Raw genomic sequence first — 18,817 nt, 5'->3', positions numbered from 1 at the left:
CCGTCTTTTACTTTTTAGGCAATTTTTCTAAATAGGTAACGGCATCATCAAATGTATCTACCGGTACAATTTTCATTTCTGTTTTGATGTCCTTGGCAGTTTTGACAGCTGCCCGGTAGTTGGAATCTTTTGCACCTTTTTCATTAGGAGCAAAGAAGATTTCCGCTCCTGCTTTATCTGCTGCTACAATTTTTTGTTCAATTCCCCCAATCGGACCAACCTTCCCATCTACATCAATGGTACCGGTTCCTGCTATTTGATAGCCTTTCGTCAAGTCCTCTTTTGTTAATTGATTATAAATTTCGAGTGAAAACATCAATCCAGCTGAAGGGCCGCCAATTTCATCCGTTTTTACTTCAACAGGTGGATTTACCTTTACTTCCTTGTCATCAACTAAATAAATTCCGATTCCCACCCGATTAGGCTGCTTTTTTAAGGGCTGGACATAGAGTTTAGCTGTTTTTGTTTTTTTATCTCTCATAAACGTTAAGGTAACTTGGGCACCTTTATTTTTTTCAGCTACATAGGCAATGAATTTTTCTGAGGAAGGGAACTGATGTCCATCAACCTTAAAAATTCGATCACCTGCTTGAAGCTTACCGTCCGCCGGCATTCCCGGAACGACATCAACCACATAGATTCCTTTATATTTATAATTTACCGGAAGGCCAGCCTTTCGGTAGGCCACATCAATCGCATTTAATTTGGATTGGGCCATGAGATAGAGCTGTTTTGCATTATACTCCTCATCTGTCTCAGTTTTATCTAAAACCTGTTCTACTGGATAGAGTTCTTCATATTTTTTTATCTTTGCTTCTAAATAGGAGTAGATTGTTGCTCTTCCCATCCTTACTGTTGTCAACATAAAGTTGCCTTTTTCCTTGTATCCATCTTCTACCTTTATTATAGGATGAAGTTCTTTGGCCATTCCCGGTTTTGTTACATAAAAGGGGAGTGTATAAAACAAACCGCCAAATAACACAATCGCTATAATAAATAAAGCACTGACATACATTTTCTTACGCATTTCACCATTACCCCTTCCACTGCTCAATAACCTGTTTAATTTGAGGAATATGTTTTTTAATTTCTTCTTCTCCTGCCTTAATAATCTCTTCAATGTTGGTGAATGCGCGTGAACTAAACATTTCAACTGGAGGACGGATCATAATGTCCGCGGCAATCTCCCTTGTATTAATAATCTCAGTCTGCATGATATCAATACTTTGCATAATCACATCATATATCGAGGTGATTTCAGCGTTTCGTTTCACCATCGAGACATCCACGGCAATAACGATATCTGCACCCATATCTTTTGCAACCGATACAGGTACACGGTCGGAAACACCCCCATCTACTAAAATCCTCCCTTTGTACTTTTCCGGAACAAAAATTCCCGGAATTGAGATACTAGCCCGAACGGCTTCTGCAACAGGACCATTCTGAAACACTACTTTTTCTCCAGTTAAAAGGTCAGTTGCAACAATTCCAATTGGAAGAGATAAATCTTCTATATTTTTTCCATGCGTAAATACCCTGACAAAATCCTTCACTTTCTTTCCTGCAATAAACCCCATTTTTGGAACAGTAAAGTCTAAAAAATACTTTCGCTTAAAAGCTGTTGAAAGTTTGTATAATCGATCCATTTCTATACCGGCACCGTAAAAGCTTCCCACAAGGGCACCCATACTGCTTCCTGCAATCAGGTGAAATGGGATCCCCTCTTCCACCATTACCTTGATCACACCTAAATGCGCAAACCCGCGTGCTCCGCCAGATCCAAGTGCTAACCCTATTTTAGGCTGTACCATTAAAGTTACCACCTCACTCACCCGCAATAGTGAAATCTCGTTCAATCTTATGGTCTAAATTTTCGAACTATGAGTATATTTGATTTATATGAGGACGAGTAGTAAAAGGACATTTGCGTGAATATTTCTTATTTTATCATTGATACGGGGGAAATGCATAGTTACTGTTACCCCAAGGAAGGAGGTCCCCTTCGTGTTTCGTTCAAAAGTTAAAACGATTGTCTTATCCATATTAATTACCATACTAGCTGCCTCACTTATCAGCTTTCCGAAGGAGTCCTTGGAAGCTTCAGTCCGTGGTCTCAAGATGTGGTGGGAAATTGTCTTCCCTTCCTTGCTGCCCTTCTTTATCGTTTCCGAAGTGCTAATCGGCTTTGGAGTCGTTAAATTTATTGGAGTCCTATTGGAACCCCTTATGCGGCCTGTTTTTCGCGTACCAGGTGTAGGAGGTTTTGTATGGGCGATGGGGATGGCCTCCGGGTTTCCTGCCGGAGCCAAATTTACTGCTCGCCTTCGCCAAGAAGGTCAGTTGACTCAAATTGAAGCAGAACGTCTTGTTTCATTCACGAACTCTTCGAATCCATTATTTATTTTTGGTGCAGTTGCTGTAGGTTTTTTTAATAATGCCAATTTGGGCATCCTACTGGCCTTGGCCCATTATCTAGGGAATATCTGTGTTGGGATCATCATGCGTTTTTACGGTAAAGACAAGAGAAGCCATCAGGATGAACAAAAGCGTAAATTCATCATCCGTTCAGCCTTTTCCACCCTGCATCGTACTAGATTAAAGGATAATCGCCCCATCGGAAAAATGCTTGGCGATGCCGTTAACTCTTCCATTCAAACCTTGTTAATGATTGGTGGCTTTATTATCCTATTTTCAGTCATAAACACACTGCTGTATCATTTACATATTACCGCGATACTAGCTAAAGCAGTTGAAATGCTTCTTTCCGTGTTTTCCTTTACGGAAAAATTAAGTATTCCTCTTATTTCTGGAATATTTGAACTTACACTAGGAAGCAAGCTGACTAGCCAAGTACAGGATGCACCTCTTTTGCAACAGACCATGATGGTAAGTTTTATCCTGGCATTTAGCGGCTTCAGTGTGCAGGCACAGGTTGCAAGTATTCTAGCCCAGGCAAATATTCGCTTTAAGCCATTTTTCATAGCGCGTATTATCCATGGTATACTCGCAAGTATTTTTGCCTATCTCTTATGGAAGCCAGTTTACCTCCGTTTTTATCAAACCGGCCATCCAACCAGTGCTGTACCTGTTGGATTTTTTGAAAAAGGTTCTTGGGTGCATAGCTTTTACGAACGAATGATCGAGGCTGGACCGCTAATTACGATATTTTCACTTGCACTTTATACGGGCATCTTATTTTTTAGATTACAAAGAAACCGGACATAACTACTTATGCCCGGCTTTTTTTATTCATGTTTGTAAAACTTTGCATGCAACGCTTTTTCAACATATGGAGGCACCAGTTCTGATATTTTTCCATTGTACTTGGCTACCTCTTTTACAATACTAGAACTTAAAAAGGAATATTGGTTGTTCGTCATAATAAAGAATGTTTCAATTTCTTCATTTAGAACCCTGTTCATTGAAGTAATTTGCATCTCATATTCAAAATCAGAAACAGCCCGCAGTCCGCGAATGATGGCATTCGCTTTAACGCTTTTCGCATATTCAACAAGTAAACCGGAAAATTCATCGACAATTACATTAGGTATATGTTTTGTTACCTCCTTAATCAAATGAATTCGTTCTTCCGGTGTAAATAGAGGATTTTTAGAAGAATTATTTAACACTACAACATATATCTGGTCGAAAACTTTGGCCCCTCGCTTTATAATATCTAAATGGCCATATGTAACTGGATCAAAACTCCCTGGACAAACGGCTATGCTAGCCAAAATGACTCCCCCTTATCACTCACTCACAGATTGACGAATAAATCGTAACCGTAATAATCCCATATCTTTCATGTTTTATTTGTGTTAAGGCGCCTACCGATAGCGGAAGCTCTACATCGTGGCTGTGTTCACAAACAACAATCCCGTCTTCACTCAAAAGGTTTTCTTCTACAATTGTTTGCATTAAGTTTATAAGCTGCTGCTTTTTATACGGAGGATCCAAAAAAATATAATCGAAACGGATTTCTCTTTTTATAAGTGCTTTTAATGCACGCTCAGCATCATTTCGATATACTTCGATTTTTTCATCAAAGCTGCACGATTTAATATTTTCACGAATCACTTGAATGGCTTTGGCATCACGATCAATAAAAATCACTTTATCCAAGCCTCGGCTTAGAGCCTCGATTCCCAAACCACCGCTCCCTGCAAATAAATCCAGCCCGATTCCACCGTTAAAATAAGGCCCAATCATATTAAATAAGGCTTCTTTAACCTTATCTGTTGTTGGCCTTGTTGTATTTCCCGGTACTGCTTTAAGGGGTCTACCTTTACAAATACCTGAAACCACTCTCAGAACTATCACCACATTTATTTAAAAAATCATTTTTCTTCCCCTATCCTACCATAATTGAATAAACTAGCCAAATATCTAATCATTTCAACATCATAATAGAAAAAAATAAAAAAACGTGTATAAGCTTTTTCGTTGTGGGGATAATATTATTAACAACATCAATTCGAGGATGTTGTTGCCAACCGCGGAGAAGACTTACGTTTCCCCATAAGTTCTTCCTCCGGTTTCTCCTCTCCCTTTGCCTTCTATCCTTGGTTAAGGATATAGAAGGACCCTGCAGAATTATTTCTGCGGGGTTTTTTATTTTTACCCAAAATGATAAAGTATTGTTGAGTCTAAAAAAAGGAGAGTCAGACTATTGATCCAGCGTTTTATTGAATTAGGTGAGGGTTTTTCTGATATATATGAGTTAATGGAGCTTGCCAAAGCAAATCAGCATCGACTTCTGCACATGATGGCATTACATACAACCATCGACGAGAGGCAGGTAACCTCCTTAGTCGTTGTTTTGAAGCCAACAGATCCTGGAAAATTCCAAGCTTTATATATCTGCCGAGAAGGAATTCCAAATCCAAATTATTTGGGGAATCAACGCCATGGTTTATTTGCCCAAACAGCAGAAATGCTTAACAAAACCATTCATGAACTCACTGTAAAACCCTCCACGATATTCCATGAAAAAGAACTTTATTATCAGTATTTAATCGGGATTTTACGATTAAATCATTATTTATTACCATTACATTAAAAAGGTGGGGGCAGCTGCCCTCACCTTCTTAAATTCCCATTTTATAGTCGTATTCCTTTGCCTTGTCCGGCGCCGAATTTTCAAATTCCTTGTTCAAAAAAGGTTTATAGGAGGGTTCGACCTTCTTTACAAAAGAAAAGGAGCTTAATTTTTCCATAATTCCCTCTAAATCCTCTTGATTACAATACAAAACCACATATTTTAGTTTTTTTGAAACATAATGGACATTCCCAAATCGCCGTAACATTTTGGCTTGTTTTAATGAGTAAAGCCAAATAACTAAACCTTGTCTTTGTACAAACATACTTTTTTCCCCTTCAACAAACCATCATTTTAATTAGTCTAGCATATCAAATCAGTATTTTTCAATTCAAACTTTTCTGTAATTAGAAAAGCGGAAGCGCCTTGGTCAGCCTAAGACAAGTGCTGGAGGTCCTGGCAGTGAAGTCGTTCTTTGACTTCATCGACAGGACCGAAGCAACCGAAGAAAAAAGCAGTTCATTTTTTCCCTCGAGGGGCTAGGCGCTGGAGCTAGACAATTCTCAAAGTCGAATTTTTTTTATCTCTATAAAAAAATCGGCTTTCTTAGCCGATTCTAATCCTATTAACCACAGCTGCCGCTGCTGCAACCACCACTGCAGCTATGTCCCGTATCAAAAAATGGATTCCCTGTAGGCACTTTAATATGCTCTGAGACAGATCCGCCGATTAAGATACTGACATTGTCCAAAAGGGACTGCAAATCATTTTCTGCCAGTTTGAAATCTGCTACAAGCGGATCCAAATCCATTTCCCGCTTATATTCACGGACTTCTGTCATGATTTTTTTATAATCCGGGTGATATTTACCAAAGCGCTGCACTTCTTCATATAGGTCTTTTACGCGGATAAACCGTTTAATTTTTCTTTGTGATTCCCGATTATGCCGCAATTTATATAAGGAAATTTGATATTGTTCAACAACATCAGATTCTAAAATCATTTTAGCCAATTCTTCTGCATTTTCTATTAATTCAACTCGCTCAGATGTAGCAAGCATGTCGCCCACCTCCACTCATATTTTAACACGAACGATAGGAGAAAGCGAAATTTTCCTTCTTACTTAGGGATATTTACCATGAATTCTTTCGTTAATCCATATGGCCGATTATTTAAATCAAGCACCTCAAGCTTTACTTTATGATTTCCCGGCGTTAGACCTTTAACGATAAACGCCGCTGTGGAAACCTCTTGAAATTTCTTATCATCGACCCACACAACCATCTTCCCAAGTTTTTCTTTTGAACTGTCAGATTCTCGAAAACTAATCCCGGTTAAAATACACTCCACCATAACATTGGTCCCTCTTGCTTGGTATTGAACAAATAAGGAAGGTTTTTCAACAGAATTTTGATTTAATTCAGAGTTAGAATCAAATTTATATGTACTAGCTTGTACAATTGGTATTATTTTTGACTTTGATTCCGGCTTGGGCACATCGTTTTGACATCCTGTCATTATGGAAATTACAAAAATGGATAGGGTAAGCATCCAAAGATTCCTTTTCAATCCCATCACTCCTTTCCTGTATTGTTCGCTTCCTTTTTGTTTTTTAATCTAAATAAAACAAGCAAAAGACCACATAATTTTTTATGTGGTCTTGATTACCCTTGATTTTTCATAGACTGAAACATATTCAACATCATCGAAGCCATTTGTACACTGTTTGAGAATTTTTCCACTTGATGTGGGATTGTTTTCTTATAATAGTGCAATGACGCGATTTCTAATGATTGTATATCATAAGGGTTTCTGCTAAGTTTTCGATACCAAAGCGGCTGCTCCCGAATAAATTGCTTTAACTCTTTTTGTCCACCTAAATACTCTAGGACATCTTTACGCATATTTAAAAATCCTTTCTTTTAATCTTTTCGAAATGTAAAAGGATTTATTGGCCCTTCTGGCGGTTTTCCGGGCGGTTTTGCCCCGTTACTCCCTTGTTGAAATTGCGATAAAACACCTTGAATCGCTCCAATTGCTTGACTTAAGTTATTAATATGGTTTTGAATTTGATTGGGATCCATTTTGTTCACCATACCCATTATATTCGATATCAAGTCCCCCTTTTTTTCTGTATTTGTTTCCTGTTCCTCTGTTTTTTCAGACAAGTCATTATTATCGTTTCCTATTTTCTCCCATCGTGCATCCTCTTCTCCTAGCAGATACCAATCCTCATACAATTCCTGCCAGGTGGTTTTACCCTTCCGTACCTCTTGGATCATCTTAGGATTATTCTTCACAAATTCCTTAAACTTCGCCACAGATGGATGTAGTTTTTTTTGAGCCATTTTTTTCACCTCTGCCGACATCATGCCTATATTACGATATGTCAGAAAATAAAATGTGTGAAAGACATAATGATGCTTAAATTATTTATAAGTGGTAAGATGTTCTTGAAAAGAAATGAAAGAGGTAAAAAGATGAAGGACAAATTATTCACATTATTAGATTCATGTATAGCCAATGGTACTGAAAATGATATAACGGCCATCACCCATTTTTTAGAGGTTTTGCAAACAAAAATTAACGTAGGTAAACGATCTTTTATCGATCAGTTTTTTCATATGGATAGTAAGCTTGACGAAAACTCCTGTGAAATAACGATTCCATTAAACCCGGTTCTAAACAATTCGTTTGACATTGTCCATGGTGGAATAACAGCAACGCTCCTTGACACGGCAATGGGAACACTTGCAAATTACCTTCTTCCAAAAGGATATGGTGCCGTTACCAATCAGTTGAATATCCATTACATTGCCCCTGGAATTGGGGAAAGTCTCCGCTGTAACGCTGAGATTATCCACCAAGGTAACAAAACATTGGTCGTCACCGGTGAAGTCCATCGCGATGATGGTAAAAAAATTGCCTATGCAACCGGAACATTTTTTGTCATAAAGAAATAATATTTAGGGGGTCAAACATATGGTCACCGCCATTGTAATCCCTGTTATCCTTCTTTACTTTTATTTTATTACAAGAAAAGAAATGAAGGTACAAGATACTAAATGGCTTTCGCTTGAAAATATCCCTCAAGAGGCCGTTGCAGTTGGAGAAATTAAGAGTATTTATGAGGAAAAACAGCGCTATTATTATCATCGCTACATTTTTGTCCAGGAAATAAAGCTACAAACAAAATCGGCGCAAATCACTGTAAAAAAAATGACTCCGCTAACCAAAACAACAAAGATTGAAACCTTTAAAGTGGGTGAATTTCTAAAAGTATACGGTTGTTGGGAAAGCAGCCAATTAGTCTTTAGTCATTTTGAAAGAATTAAAAAAAACAGCGGCCTTCAATAGACCGCTGTTTTTATTGTTTCCACTTTTGAATAAAGTTCTGTGTATAATACTTTTGGAATACTCCTACACCAATATGGGTAAAATCTTTATTTAACATGGAATCACGATGTCCTTTGCTGTTTAGCCAACCTTCAACTGATGCTGGTCCATCAATATAATTAGCAGCAATATTCTCCCCAGCAGCTTGATAAACCACCTTAGCAGACTTTAACCGATCGGAAAGGTTGCCAAATTTCTTTGATGTATGGGAAAAATCATTATTCTTAGCCATATCCCTGCTATGGTCATATGCAGCCTTCGCGGTTTTTTCATCCCACAATAGCGGCTTTAAATCATGTCTTACCCTTAAAACATTAGTAAGGTCAAAAATTTGCTTTTCTTCTCCTACTTCAATCTCTCTCCACATATCAGTACTTGGTTCATCGGCCTCCATTAACTTCCCGCTATAAACAAGCTCATAAGGACGCTGTTTAATGAGGGTATCAGCATCAAGGAACCGAACACTTGAAAGATTTCCTGTGAATTTATCAATATAGAGTTGTACATACACATTTCCTAATTGGACGATCGGCCGTATATTTAAATCTGTATCATTCAATTCAAACCGATAAGAGTTCCCATCTTGATCAATTTCAATATTGGCATCAATATATTGTGTATTAAAGATTTCCTCCACTGGCTGGCCAATTTCAAACGGTGCAACATCCAAATTCTTACCAATTGCATAGACTGTTACGATTCGGTTATTTTCAACCCCAACTTGCACATAGCGGGAATAATCTGAGTTATAAATATACCATTGATAACCATAGGCTGATTCGTCAATTCGCTGCGGCTTTCCAAGATCTTTTTCCAACGCCGATAGTTTTTTCCCAATTAATAGGGACAGTCCTTCATTTGGCCTTTCCCGTGAGATTTTACTTTGCTTTATATCTGGATTTTTCGGCAATTTTGGACTCATTTCTGAAGTGTGATGATCTTTTATTAAGACCTCATCACTGCTATTGTCTTTTACGCTTATATAAAAACCAATGGATAAGAAAAGAGCCAAGACAACAAGAATTCTTATAAGTGTTCGCAGAGGCCAACACCCTCTCTAATACTTTTCTATATAATATAGATAATTTAATTATATCATCTATATCTTTTTAAGTGACATGTATACATCATCTTAACAGAATAGTAACATTAAGAACAAGAAAACAGGTACCAACGGCACCTGTTTTCTTGTTCTTTAATGCTGGATTCCATTATAATTTGATTCGGAAATTTCCGTTAGGGCCTGTTTTGCCTGATCGTCTGTTAAATCCCTGATTGCGAAGTCCCCAAGGGATACGATTCCTACTAGCTTATCGCCTTCGACAACAGGAAGGCGGCGAATTTGATGTTCCGCCATTAATTTAGCTGCTTCCCTGCTGGAAGCATCAGGTGAAACCGTAATTAAATCGTTACTCATTATATCTTCCACTTTCGATGAAGCAGGATGTTTTTCTGCAACACATCGTAAAACGATATCACGGTCCGTAATCATTCCGGCAAGCTTATCATTATCCACGATGGGAATGGCCCCAACATTTAATTCCTTCATTTTAACTGCCACTTCGTATACATTATCAAGTAAAGAACAGCTTTCAACCTTGTCAGTCATAATTTCACGAATTTTTTCCATATCAAATACCCCCTAAAATAATAAAATTCTTAACAATAATATAGAATTCCCCCAAGAGATTAAATTATTCTGTAAATGAATTCATTGCAAGTTGATACAAATTCAACTATTATTAAATTGAATTAAATCTGCTATAAAACCGAATAATGTAACATAGAGGTAATGGCACGTTTTTAGGAGGGAATTCAAAAGTGAAATTCGAAAATACTGGAATCGAAAAATTTAAAGCTGATTTAAACCGCTTGGATGAGGTCATGGATGAACATGGCTTAGTACGTGAAGGCCAATGGGATTATGAACGTGTTACATATGATCGTAAATTTGAATTAAAAGAGGGCATTTTCTACTTGCGTGTGTTTGGTTATACCACCCAGGGAGACGTTGGCTCACACAAAGCTACTATTCAATTGATGACACCATTACTAGGGAAATATTATTATCCACACGGAGTAGAATATGGTGAAGGTGAAAACTTCCCAAGCGGCCTTGTAAACCAATGTAAAAAAACTTTAGAAGAAATTAAAGGTAAAATTGAAAAGTTTGCTGAATAAAAAAAGACGCATGATTCGCTCATGCGTCTTTTCTTTAAAATCCAAGGATTGCTTTGATTAAAGAGGTAGTTTCTCCACCTTTGTAAAATACATATAATAATAGGTAGACCGCTACACCGGTGATGGCCGTAAAAAACCAGACAATACATGTGATAGGTCCAAGTTTGCGGTGAACTTTAAGTTTACTTTTATAGCCAGTTATTATGGAAATAAGGCCTAATACTGCTCCCGAAGTCGCAAGAGTAATATGAAAGATTAAAAACACTGTATAGTAAATCTTAATATTATCAGGACCGCCAAAGGAAGTATTTCCGATAAACACTGTTCTTGACTCATAAATAATAAAGAAAATAAGAGCAAATATGGCCGCAAGTGTCATTGTTTTTTTATGCGCATCAATTCGTTTTTGTTTTATTTGCCGCCAGCCAATTGCCATTGTAATGGCACTTAGAATGATAAAGGACGTACTAATCGTAGGTAAAATGGGTAAGGACATTTAAGCTTCCTCGCTTTTTAATTATTCTAATGTAATTTTAAAGTACTTTACATTCTTTTTCAAACATAAAGCTGCATTGGTTAAATTCAGAAAAAAATCTCCCATGGCAACAAGGAGATTTTATTCAACAAGGGTTGGCTTTAAAGTTTTATTTAGTTCTGCTTCAGATTCAGCTTGATCTTTGCGGTACCATTCAAAAAATACATGCCCTAATACAAAAGCAAAAATGATTTCCTGAAGAACCTTCATAATAACTCCACCTAACTGTTGGTCATCCACTAATGACATGGAACTAAATAGTTGTGGTCCACTTAGATTTAAACCCTCGAAGGTCGAAGATCCGACACATAAACTCATTACCCTCCCCCATACGTTTGGGTCAGAATAAGTAGCGTAAAATGAATGATCTGCAAAGATTATTAATGCACATGAGGGTGTCAATAATATTCCGTTTATAAAAAGGTACCCGACCTTTTTTAATCCGGTTATTCCTTTTAGTTCCGGAAGCGGGCATATTAATGACCACCACAAACAAACAGCGGAAGAAAACAACAATATCGAATAACCAGCATGGAAAAATCCATTTTGCATTACATGATCAAAAATAACTGGAATATGATACAAAGAAAAGAATCCATTAAAAAGTAAAAGTGCCAAAATTGGCTTTGTTACAAGATTAAAAATAGGTTTTACTATTTTAAGACTTAACACTTTTCGCCAAAGCCATGGCGGAATCCCTAATACAAACAATGGTGCCACAAGAAAAACTAACAAAATCATTGTGGTGGCATGGATATAAAACATCAAATGTCCCATTAAATCAAATGGCGAACCTTTAATGGTATATAGAAGACTAATACATAATACAAAGTACACTGCTTGCTTTCTAGTTAAAGGCTCACTGTCTTTAAACTTGCTCCTGAATTTAATCGTAATTAAGAAATAACCAACCAAAAATGCAATTAAAATTGACAAAAAGTACGGGCTCCATAGTGCTCTGAATCCAAAAATATCTAATGTAAGCACCGAAAATCACCTCAATATATTTTTAAAAAGCCATCCATTAGTATACCCTCTTGTTCTGCCTGAAAGCCAAGAATGACATTATTTATAATCATTATAACATGATAAAAAGAAAATCGGCCTTTCAGCCGATTTTCTTTTTATTTTGCTTACCACCAAATGATGGTAGTAAATGTTAATATTGTGATTGCTCCTACTAATACCCCTGAATACAAGAATAATGATGGAGCTTCATGCCCTTTATGGCTCATGTGCATGAAATAATAGAGCTGAAAAATGACTTGAACCACAGCCAAAAGAATAATAAATGGTACTATGAACCAAGCTGTAAATCCTTTAACAGCAACTGCTGCAAAAGCAATTAAAGTCAAGAAAATCATTAAAGCAAAAGAAATAACTTGATATCTCATTTCTTCAGCGCTTTTTTTCCGGCGATATTCAATGTCAACTCTTGGGTTACCTGAATTTACCTGTGGATTTGCCATCAGTTTATCCCACCATTCCCATTAAATATACTACTGTAAAGATGAATACCCAAACAACGTCGATAAAGTGCCAGTATAAACTAAACACATAAAATTTAGGCGCGTTGTAAAGGTCTAAGCCTCGCTTCCCATTTCGGAACATTAGTGTTAAGCACCATAATAAACCAAATGCAACGTGACCACCATGGAAACCAACTAATGTATAGAAAGCAGAACCAAATGCACTACTTGTAAAGGTATGCCCCTCATGAACATAGTTTTTAAACTCGTAAACCTCTAGTCCAAGGAATCCGGCACCTAATAATGCAGTCAATCCAAGCCATACCATCATTTTCTTAAAGGCAAAGTTTTTCATATGATACATTGCATATACACTTGTTAGCGAACTTGTTAAAAGAAGCATTGTTGCAACAAATGTCAGCGGAAGTTCAAACAAATCTTTTGCCAAATGCTGACTTGAATCCGGAACCTTATCTTTTAATGCAAGATAGGTTGCGAAGAGAGAAGCGAAGAGTACAGTCTCCCCGCCTAAGAAAAACCAAAATCCTAAGAACTTATTTTTTGACTCAAGGGTGGATTTTTCAGGCTCAGCAGGCCAGTTTTCATATGTGAATTTTTCTTCAGCGTGCATTATGCCTTAGCCCCCTTTTCTTCTTCAAGTAATTCTTCCTTATGGATATGGAAACCATGGTCATCAATTACTGAACGTAAGAACATGGACCCAAATGTTACAAGTAAACCAATAATCATAACAGGCAATGCCCATGCTTTATCATTTACATGGTACATAGCACCGAATGCGGCAATGAACAGTCCAAGAGCCGTTGTAAATGGAAGGAATGATGAATTCGGCATGTGAATATCACCAAGCGGCTCAGCAGGTGTCATTTCCTTTTTACCTTCCATTTTTTCTAACCAATAAGCATCTAATCCACGAACAAGTGGAAGCTGCTTAAAGTTGTAGAATGGAGGTGGTGACGGAATTGACCATTCAAGGGTTCTACCGTCTCCCCAAGGATCGTTTCCAACTTTAACATTTTTTACAGATGTAACAATAATGTTTAGTAGCATTACGATAACTGCTACACCCATAAAGGCAGCACCGATAGAACTAATCATGTTAGCCGTGTCAAACCCCTGACCTGGAAGGTAAGTGAAAACACGACGCGGCATTCCCCAGAGTCCCAAGAAATGTTGAATAAAGAATGTCATATGGAACCCAATAAAGAATAACCAGAAAGTTATTTTACCCATTGCTTCATTTAACATTGTACCAAACATTTTTGGCCAATATAGGTGAGTTCCGGCAAAAACGGCAAATACTACACCGCCGACAATTACATAGTGGAAATGGGCAACAACGAAATACGTATCATGATACTGATAGTCTGCAGCTGCAGACGCAAGCATAACCCCTGTTACACCACCAGCAAGAAACGATGGAATAAACGCAAAGGCCCAATGCATAGGTGTAGTAAATTTAACACTACCACCCCAAAGAGTTAATAACCAGTTGAAAATTTTAATACCAGTTGGTACACCAATTGCCATTGTAGCAACAGCGAAAATGGCGTTCGCTACTGGTCCTAATCCTGTTGTAAACATGTGGTGAGCCCAAACCATGAATCCTAAGAAACCGATTAAAACGGTTGCAAATACCATGGAGGAGTAACCAAATAAGCGTTTTCTTGAGAAAATCGGGAATATTTCAGAGAAAATACCAAAAGCAGGTAAAATCAAAATATAAACCTCTGGGTGTCCAAAAATCCAGAAAAGGTGTTCCCAAATAACGGTATTACCACCCATAGAAACTTCAAAGAAATTCGCTCCGAACAAGCGATCAAACATCATTAACACTAAACCCACTGTTAATGGAGGAAATGCAAATAAAATCAATGCAGATGTAACAAATGTTGTCCAAGTAAACAATGGCATCCTCATATACGTCATTCCTGGTGCACGCATATTGATGATGGTTACAAGGAAGTTAATACCACCAATTAAGGTTCCAAGACCAGAAATCTGTAACCCTAAAATATAGAAATCAACACCATGTCCTTTAGATGCAACAGCTAGTGATGCATAAGATGTCCAGCCTGCATCCGGTGCCCCGCCTAAAAACCATGAAAGGTTTAGAAAAACACCGCCGAAAAAGAATAACCAAAATCCTAAAGCATTTACATATGGGAACGCTACATCGCGTGCCCCAATCTGTAAAGGCATTACCGCATTCATAAAACCAAAAATTAGCGGCATCGCTGCAAGGAAAATCATCGTTGTTCCGTGCATCGTAATAATTTCGTTAAATTGTCCAGCACTGACAAAATCATTATTTGGCACTGCAAGCTGGATACGGATAAAGACCGCTTCGATTCCACCTACTAAGAAGAAAAATCCGCCTGCAATCATATAGAGGATCGCGATTTTTTTATGGTCAACTGTGGTTAAGAAATCCCATAAAGTTGCGCCAAATCCTTTTTTTTGAGCATAGGTACTCACAATTTTACCTCCCTTTCAACCAATTCCCCTACTACTGTTGTACTTTCAGGCCCATTAAATACTCAGATAAAGCATTTAATTGATCTTCAGACATTTCTGGGTATTTACCAGTCATTTTATTTCCTGGTTTATATGTTTCAGGATTTCGAATCCAATTTTTAATTTCTGTTTTATTATGATCCAAAATACCAGCAACACGAGATCGATCACCAAAGTTTGTTAAGTTTGGTGCAAGTCTTGCTGCTTCAGGTTTTGGTTGTTGTGTTACTGCATGACAACCTACACAACTTTTATTAAAGATTTCTTGTCCTTGCTGTGCTGCAGCTGTAGTTGCTTTTTGTGGTTCTTTTACATTTTGCATTGCTTTCACCCAGCCATCAAATTGATCGCGGGACATTGTTTTAACTTTAAAGTCCATCAATGCATGGGATGGTCCGCATAGCTCAGCACACTTACCATAGAATAAGTTTCCTGCCTCATCAGCTTTTTTACTGTCGAACTCTAACCAGAATTTATTAATGTTATCTGTGTTAGTATCCATTTTCCCACCTACTGCTGGAATCCAAAAAGCGTGTTTTACATCCATAGATTTTAAGCTAAAATAAACTTTTTCATTTGTAGGAACAACTAACTCTTGGCTAGTTACAATTTTTTGACCTGGATATTCAAAATCCCACCAATATAAATGGGAACGCACATTAATAACAAGTGCTTTCGTGTTTTTCTGATCCATTTTTGACACATCTGCAAGCTTGAACGTTGCAGCAACCGTTGGAACAGCCAGAATTAGAAGTAATAGAATCGGAATAACCGTCCAAATAATTTCTAATTTATGACTCCCCTCAACCTGTTTAGGAATTTTATCGTCCTTTCTTCTAAAACGGAAGAAAACTAAGACGAAAATGATCATGACAACTAGGATAACTCCCACCATGATATAAGTACTTAACTTCATTAAACCATATTGCATATCTGCAACTTCACCAGCAGGCTGTAACGTTGATAGGAACGGTTCACCACATCCGGAGAGAATTAGCGCTAAGATCGCAAACAACGAAATTAAACGCCATTTCGCAAGCCTTTTCATAGCTCAATCAAACCCCTCTTTCATAAAAAATTTCTTTAGTATAAATTTTAGATCAAAGAAGTATGTAGAATGATTCATCCCTCTATGTAAGAATACCCTGCGGCGGGGCTTCATTTTAAAGTCCACCGCTGTAATTCTTTTGCCAAGGCAGAATTACTTCCATTAGCGTAGAAGAATATCACCGCAAAACTAAATCAATGTAACAATAACCATCGCTACAAATATAATAGTTAAATATTGCAATGAGTACACAAACATTAGTTTTGCCCACTTAATATCATCTTTGATCCTATATCCATAAATCCCTAATGCAAGCCAGCCGAGATTTAACACGGTTGCAAGAATTAGAAATGGGATTCCTAAACTTTTCAAGAAAAATGGGATAGGCAATAAAACAGCTACCCATAGAACTATATGTCTTTTTGTGGTTTTAAATCCTTTAACCACTGGAAGCATTGGAATTCCTGCTGCTTTATATTCCTTCACCCTTCTCATTGCCAATGCATAAAAATGGGGAGGCTGCCAAGCAAACATGAGAACAAATAATGCCCAAGCCATTTTATCAAGATTTCCATCAACTGCAGCCCAGCCAATTAACGGCGGGACAGCACCTGAGATACTTCCAATGATGGTATTTGAAACCAACTGTCGTTTTGACCATAATGTATAGAGGAAAACATAACTAAAAACTCCAAGCAGTCCTATTACTGTTGCAGTTAAAGTAGTAAATAATAAAGACAGTGTTCCCAAACCAATTAAGATAATCCCAAATGTCAATACCTTTGCAGGGGCCAATTTCCCTGTAACGGTCGGTCTAGCTTTTGTTCGATCCATTAAGTGATCAATATCGCGGTCAAACCAGTTATTAATAACGCATGACCCAGCGATAATAAGGGCTGATCCAGCTAACGTAAAGAATACGATATCTAAGTTATGTAAAAAACTTTGTCCGGTAAAATGAAGTGCGAGCCATAGGCCAGTAAACGCTGTAATGAGATTGGAATTGACAATCCCAATTTTAATAAGGGCTAAAAAGTCCTTCCATGCCGACGTTTTTTCGATACCAGTTTGCAGGCTTGATGCGTCGTTTTCTATAGCAGTATCACCAAAAGCCTTTGAATTGGACATTTTTTCTCCTCCTAATCCTTTATTACAATATTTGCAATATCCGTTGTAACGATACCTAATTTATTTTATCTTTTCTATTTAATCATCTGGAAAAAATAATGTCTGAATTTATAATTTTCTAAGTTAAGAATATCTTTTAAAAAAGAAGTGTTTTAAAAAACACTTTCACTGTATATTAAATCACACTTCGAGTGTTTTTTGTGAATTTTTTTTGAATAATTTTTGACTAAATTGTGTCCGTAATTTTCCGAATACTCAAAAACCCTTTATTTCCTAGATTATAGGGAAAAAATTCCTAAATATAGCTATCCTTTATAGTTTTAACAAACTGTTAGGTAAGTTTCAATAGTTTCCACTATAATAATTGTGAAAATTTAAAATTATCCATTCCCCTATTACAATTTAAAAATCATCAAAAAAAATTTCGAAATTCTGTTCTTTTCCTCTTCTTTTCGATATGATGAATTAGGGCTTTTTTCTATACCATTAATTTATTATACTTACAATAATATCCATTGACAAATTTTTGAACTAAGTTAAGAAGGTGAATTTTTTGCAACGTTCTTTAAAGTGGTTGGCTGTCGCCACTACGATTGGTATGATTTTAGTTTTACTTGGCGGAGCACTTGTGACAAAAACGGGTTCCGGAATGGGCTGTGGAAGGTCATGGCCGCTATGCGAGGATAAATTTGTCCCATCTGACATAACTCCAGAATTAATTATCGAGCTTGCCCATCGGCTAGTTTCCGGCGCTGAAGGTATCATGGTACTTATTTTATCCATTTGGACTTGGAAGGTCATTGGTCATATTCGGGAAACAAGGTTTCTATCGTTTCTCTCCTTCTTTTTCCTGCTTCTGCAGGGATTAATTGGGGCAGCAGCTGTCATGTGGGGCCAATCTAGCTTTGTTCTGGCATTGCACTTTGGAATTTCCCTTGTATCCTTTGCAGCCGTTTTTTTACTTACCCTGCTTATTTTTGAAATAGATAAGAAATTTGATGCAGACAAGCTTTTTATTGATAAGAGGATGGGGTTTCACATTGTTGGTGTTTCCATCTACAGTTATCTTGTCATCTATACCGGCGCACTTGTCCGCCATACAAAATCAAGCCTTGTCTGTCGTGATTGGCCTTTATGTCTTAATGATGCGCCCGGCTTACCCACCAACATGTATGAATGGGTACAAATGGGCCATCGTACTGCTGCAGCTTTGATATTTATCTGGATTGCCTATGTTACATATTTGGCCATACGTTATTATAAAGAGCAAAAGGTTCTTTACTGGGGCTGGATTATTTCATTTTGCCTTGTATGCTTGCAAGTGATTGCTGGTGCCTTGATTATTTTCAGCAGACTTAATCTCTATATCGCCCTATTACATGCCTTTTTCATCACTTGTTTATTTGGTGTTTTAAGTTATTTATTACTTTTATATTCAAGGTCCAGAAAAAATTATAAATAAAAAAGCTGCCATTAAGTGG

The 18,817-nt window shown here is 37.3% G+C and carries 24 protein-coding genes; 6 read left to right on the top strand and 18 right to left on the bottom strand.

Features of this window, described 5'->3' with window-relative positions; translation table 11 throughout:
- Window positions 1-7 precede the first annotated feature (7 nt).
- The gene (locus M028_RS0116170; RefSeq protein WP_026574773.1) at window positions 8-1,027 is read right to left on the bottom strand and encodes a SepM family pheromone-processing serine protease; all 1,020 of its coding nucleotides are present in this window, start codon (window positions 1,025-1,027) and stop codon (window positions 8-10) included.
- A 7-nt stretch (window positions 1,028-1,034) separates the two neighbouring features.
- The gene (locus M028_RS0116165; protein WP_026574772.1) at window positions 1,035-1,814 is read right to left on the bottom strand and encodes a patatin-like phospholipase family protein; all 780 of its coding nucleotides are present in this window, start codon (window positions 1,812-1,814) and stop codon (window positions 1,035-1,037) included.
- A 193-nt stretch (window positions 1,815-2,007) separates the two neighbouring features.
- Here M028_RS0116165 and ylbJ point away from each other — a divergent pair, with 193 nt between their 5' ends.
- Window positions 2,008-3,228: a sporulation integral membrane protein YlbJ gene (gene ylbJ / locus M028_RS0116160; RefSeq protein WP_026574771.1), complete on the top strand. Its 1,221-nt coding sequence runs from the start codon at window positions 2,008-2,010 to the stop codon at window positions 3,226-3,228.
- A 20-nt stretch (window positions 3,229-3,248) separates the two neighbouring features.
- Here ylbJ and coaD read toward each other — a convergent pair whose 3' ends face one another.
- Window positions 3,249-3,737, bottom strand: a complete 489-nt coding sequence (gene coaD / locus M028_RS0116155; RefSeq protein WP_026574770.1) for a pantetheine-phosphate adenylyltransferase — start codon at window positions 3,735-3,737, stop codon at window positions 3,249-3,251.
- 19 nt (window positions 3,738-3,756) lie between these two features.
- On the bottom strand, window positions 3,757-4,314 hold the full coding sequence (gene rsmD / locus M028_RS0116150) for a 16S rRNA (guanine(966)-N(2))-methyltransferase RsmD (protein ID WP_035424324.1): 558 nt from the start codon (window positions 4,312-4,314) through the stop codon (window positions 3,757-3,759).
- 358 nt (window positions 4,315-4,672) lie between these two features.
- On the opposite strand from rsmD, the gene M028_RS0116145 reads away from it, so the two are divergent.
- On the top strand, window positions 4,673-5,062 hold the full coding sequence (locus M028_RS0116145; protein WP_026574768.1) for a DUF7147 family protein: 390 nt from the start codon (window positions 4,673-4,675) through the stop codon (window positions 5,060-5,062).
- A gap of 28 nt (window positions 5,063-5,090) precedes the next feature.
- On the opposite strand, the gene M028_RS0116140 is transcribed toward M028_RS0116145, so the two are convergent.
- The 5 genes from M028_RS0116140 to M028_RS0116120 all read right to left on the bottom strand — a co-directional run bounded on the left by M028_RS0116140 (window position 5,091) and on the right by M028_RS0116120 (window position 7,389).
- Window positions 5,091-5,366: a YlbG family protein gene (locus M028_RS0116140; protein ID WP_026574767.1), complete on the bottom strand. Its 276-nt coding sequence runs from the start codon at window positions 5,364-5,366 to the stop codon at window positions 5,091-5,093.
- A gap of 300 nt (window positions 5,367-5,666) precedes the next feature.
- Window positions 5,667-6,101, bottom strand: coding sequence for a YlbF family regulator (locus M028_RS0116135; RefSeq protein WP_026574766.1), 435 nt, complete (start codon window positions 6,099-6,101; stop codon window positions 5,667-5,669).
- Window positions 6,102-6,160: 59 nt separating this feature from the next.
- Window positions 6,161-6,610 (bottom strand): DUF6130 family protein, encoded by a 450-nt coding sequence (locus M028_RS0116130; protein ID WP_026574765.1) that lies wholly within the window; start codon window positions 6,608-6,610, stop codon window positions 6,161-6,163.
- A 95-nt stretch (window positions 6,611-6,705) separates the two neighbouring features.
- On the bottom strand, window positions 6,706-6,945 hold the full coding sequence (locus M028_RS0116125) for a YlbE-like family protein (RefSeq protein ID WP_026574764.1): 240 nt from the start codon (window positions 6,943-6,945) through the stop codon (window positions 6,706-6,708).
- A gap of 18 nt (window positions 6,946-6,963) precedes the next feature.
- Window positions 6,964-7,389 carry a YlbD family protein gene (locus M028_RS0116120; RefSeq protein WP_026574763.1) on the bottom strand — a complete coding sequence of 142 codons (426 nt, stop codon included), beginning with the start codon at window positions 7,387-7,389 and terminating at the stop codon, window positions 6,964-6,966.
- 132 nt (window positions 7,390-7,521) lie between these two features.
- Here M028_RS0116120 and M028_RS0116115 point away from each other — a divergent pair, with 132 nt between their 5' ends.
- Window positions 7,522-8,004 carry a PaaI family thioesterase gene (locus M028_RS0116115; protein WP_026574762.1) on the top strand — a complete coding sequence of 161 codons (483 nt, stop codon included), beginning with the start codon at window positions 7,522-7,524 and terminating at the stop codon, window positions 8,002-8,004.
- A 19-nt stretch (window positions 8,005-8,023) separates the two neighbouring features.
- Complete coding sequence (locus tag M028_RS0116110) at window positions 8,024-8,398, top strand: hypothetical protein (protein ID WP_026574761.1); 375 nt, start codon at window positions 8,024-8,026, stop codon at window positions 8,396-8,398.
- 10 nt (window positions 8,399-8,408) lie between these two features.
- Here M028_RS0116110 and M028_RS0116105 read toward each other — a convergent pair whose 3' ends face one another.
- Both M028_RS0116105 and M028_RS0116100 read right to left on the bottom strand, forming a co-directional pair.
- A complete protein-coding gene (locus tag M028_RS0116105) occupies window positions 8,409-9,347 on the bottom strand; it encodes a CAP domain-containing protein (protein WP_231510830.1) in 939 nt (312 codons plus the stop codon).
- A 285-nt stretch (window positions 9,348-9,632) separates the two neighbouring features.
- Entirely contained in the window at window positions 9,633-10,067 is a 435-nt protein-coding gene (locus M028_RS0116100) for a CBS domain-containing protein (protein WP_026574759.1), read from the bottom strand.
- Between the two features lie 191 nt (window positions 10,068-10,258).
- Here M028_RS0116100 and M028_RS0116095 point away from each other — a divergent pair, with 191 nt between their 5' ends.
- Complete coding sequence (locus M028_RS0116095) at window positions 10,259-10,618, top strand: YugN family protein (protein WP_026574758.1); 360 nt, start codon at window positions 10,259-10,261, stop codon at window positions 10,616-10,618.
- Between the two features lie 34 nt (window positions 10,619-10,652).
- Here the strand turns inward: M028_RS0116095 and M028_RS0116090 are convergent, their stop codons facing one another.
- The 7 genes from M028_RS0116090 to cyoE form a co-directional block, all read right to left on the bottom strand.
- Window positions 10,653-11,114, bottom strand: coding sequence for a DUF420 domain-containing protein (locus M028_RS0116090; protein ID WP_026574757.1), 462 nt, complete (start codon window positions 11,112-11,114; stop codon window positions 10,653-10,655).
- 120 nt (window positions 11,115-11,234) lie between these two features.
- Entirely contained in the window at window positions 11,235-12,140 is a 906-nt protein-coding gene (gene ctaG, locus M028_RS0116085) for a cytochrome c oxidase assembly factor CtaG (RefSeq protein WP_026574756.1), read from the bottom strand.
- A 146-nt stretch (window positions 12,141-12,286) separates the two neighbouring features.
- Window positions 12,287-12,622: a cytochrome c oxidase subunit IVB gene (ctaF, locus tag M028_RS0116080; protein WP_026574755.1), complete on the bottom strand. Its 336-nt coding sequence runs from the start codon at window positions 12,620-12,622 to the stop codon at window positions 12,287-12,289.
- Between the two features lie 4 nt (window positions 12,623-12,626).
- Complete coding sequence (locus tag M028_RS0116075) at window positions 12,627-13,253, bottom strand: cytochrome (ubi)quinol oxidase subunit III (protein ID WP_026574754.1); 627 nt, start codon at window positions 13,251-13,253, stop codon at window positions 12,627-12,629.
- Complete coding sequence (gene ctaD / locus M028_RS0116070) at window positions 13,253-15,124, bottom strand: cytochrome c oxidase subunit I (RefSeq protein ID WP_197031443.1); 1,872 nt, start codon at window positions 15,122-15,124, stop codon at window positions 13,253-13,255. Before ctaD ends, M028_RS0116075 begins: the two co-directional genes overlap by 1 nt.
- Before the next feature lie 28 nt (window positions 15,125-15,152).
- A complete protein-coding gene (gene coxB / locus M028_RS0116065; protein WP_026574752.1) occupies window positions 15,153-16,208 on the bottom strand; it encodes a cytochrome c oxidase subunit II in 1,056 nt (351 codons plus the stop codon).
- Window positions 16,209-16,397: 189 nt separating this feature from the next.
- The gene (gene cyoE / locus M028_RS0116060; protein ID WP_026574751.1) at window positions 16,398-17,336 is read right to left on the bottom strand and encodes a heme o synthase; all 939 of its coding nucleotides are present in this window, start codon (window positions 17,334-17,336) and stop codon (window positions 16,398-16,400) included.
- Window positions 17,337-17,889: 553 nt separating this feature from the next.
- Between cyoE and M028_RS30235 the strand changes: the two genes are divergently transcribed.
- Complete coding sequence (locus tag M028_RS30235; RefSeq protein ID WP_035424174.1) at window positions 17,890-18,798, top strand: COX15/CtaA family protein; 909 nt, start codon at window positions 17,890-17,892, stop codon at window positions 18,796-18,798.
- Window positions 18,799-18,817: the final 19 nt, after the last annotated feature.

Origin of the sequence: Bacillus sp. UNC438CL73TsuS30 (assembly GCF_000482325.1) — a bacterium.
Classification (GTDB): domain Bacteria; phylum Bacillota; class Bacilli; order Bacillales; family Cytobacillaceae; genus Neobacillus.
Note: the sequence above shows the minus strand (reverse complement) of the source record. Positions and strands in the feature narration are given on the sequence as shown.

What these genes read in the sequence shown, in the direction of transcription:
- M028_RS0116170 (WP_026574773.1), bottom strand. Translation starts at nt 1,027, where the DNA reads ATGCGTAAGAAAATGTATGTCAGTGCTTTATTTATTATAGCGATTGTG.
- M028_RS0116165 (WP_026574772.1), bottom strand. Translation starts at nt 1,814, where the DNA reads ATGGTACAGCCTAAAATAGGGTTAGCACTTGGATCTGGCGGAGCACGC.
- M028_RS0116140 (WP_026574767.1), bottom strand. Translation starts at nt 5,366, where the DNA reads ATGTTTGTACAAAGACAAGGTTTAGTTATTTGGCTTTACTCATTAAAA.
- M028_RS0116135 (WP_026574766.1), bottom strand. Translation starts at nt 6,101, where the DNA reads ATGCTTGCTACATCTGAGCGAGTTGAATTAATAGAAAATGCAGAAGAA.
- M028_RS0116125 (WP_026574764.1), bottom strand. Translation starts at nt 6,945, where the DNA reads ATGCGTAAAGATGTCCTAGAGTATTTAGGTGGACAAAAAGAGTTAAAG.
- M028_RS0116120 (WP_026574763.1), bottom strand. Translation starts at nt 7,389, where the DNA reads ATGGCTCAAAAAAAACTACATCCATCTGTGGCGAAGTTTAAGGAATTT.
- M028_RS0116115 (WP_026574762.1), top strand. Translation starts at nt 7,522, where the DNA reads ATGAAGGACAAATTATTCACATTATTAGATTCATGTATAGCCAATGGT.
- M028_RS0116110 (WP_026574761.1), top strand. Translation starts at nt 8,024, where the DNA reads ATGGTCACCGCCATTGTAATCCCTGTTATCCTTCTTTACTTTTATTTT.
- M028_RS0116100 (WP_026574759.1), bottom strand. Translation starts at nt 10,067, where the DNA reads ATGGAAAAAATTCGTGAAATTATGACTGACAAGGTTGAAAGCTGTTCT.
- M028_RS0116090 (WP_026574757.1), bottom strand. Translation starts at nt 11,114, where the DNA reads ATGTCCTTACCCATTTTACCTACGATTAGTACGTCCTTTATCATTCTA.
- ctaF (WP_026574755.1), bottom strand. Translation starts at nt 12,622, where the DNA reads ATGGCAAATCCACAGGTAAATTCAGGTAACCCAAGAGTTGACATTGAA.
- M028_RS0116075 (WP_026574754.1), bottom strand. Translation starts at nt 13,253, where the DNA reads ATGCACGCTGAAGAAAAATTCACATATGAAAACTGGCCTGCTGAGCCT.
- coxB (WP_026574752.1), bottom strand. Translation starts at nt 16,208, where the DNA reads ATGAAAAGGCTTGCGAAATGGCGTTTAATTTCGTTGTTTGCGATCTTA.
- cyoE (WP_026574751.1), bottom strand. Translation starts at nt 17,336, where the DNA reads ATGTCCAATTCAAAGGCTTTTGGTGATACTGCTATAGAAAACGACGCA.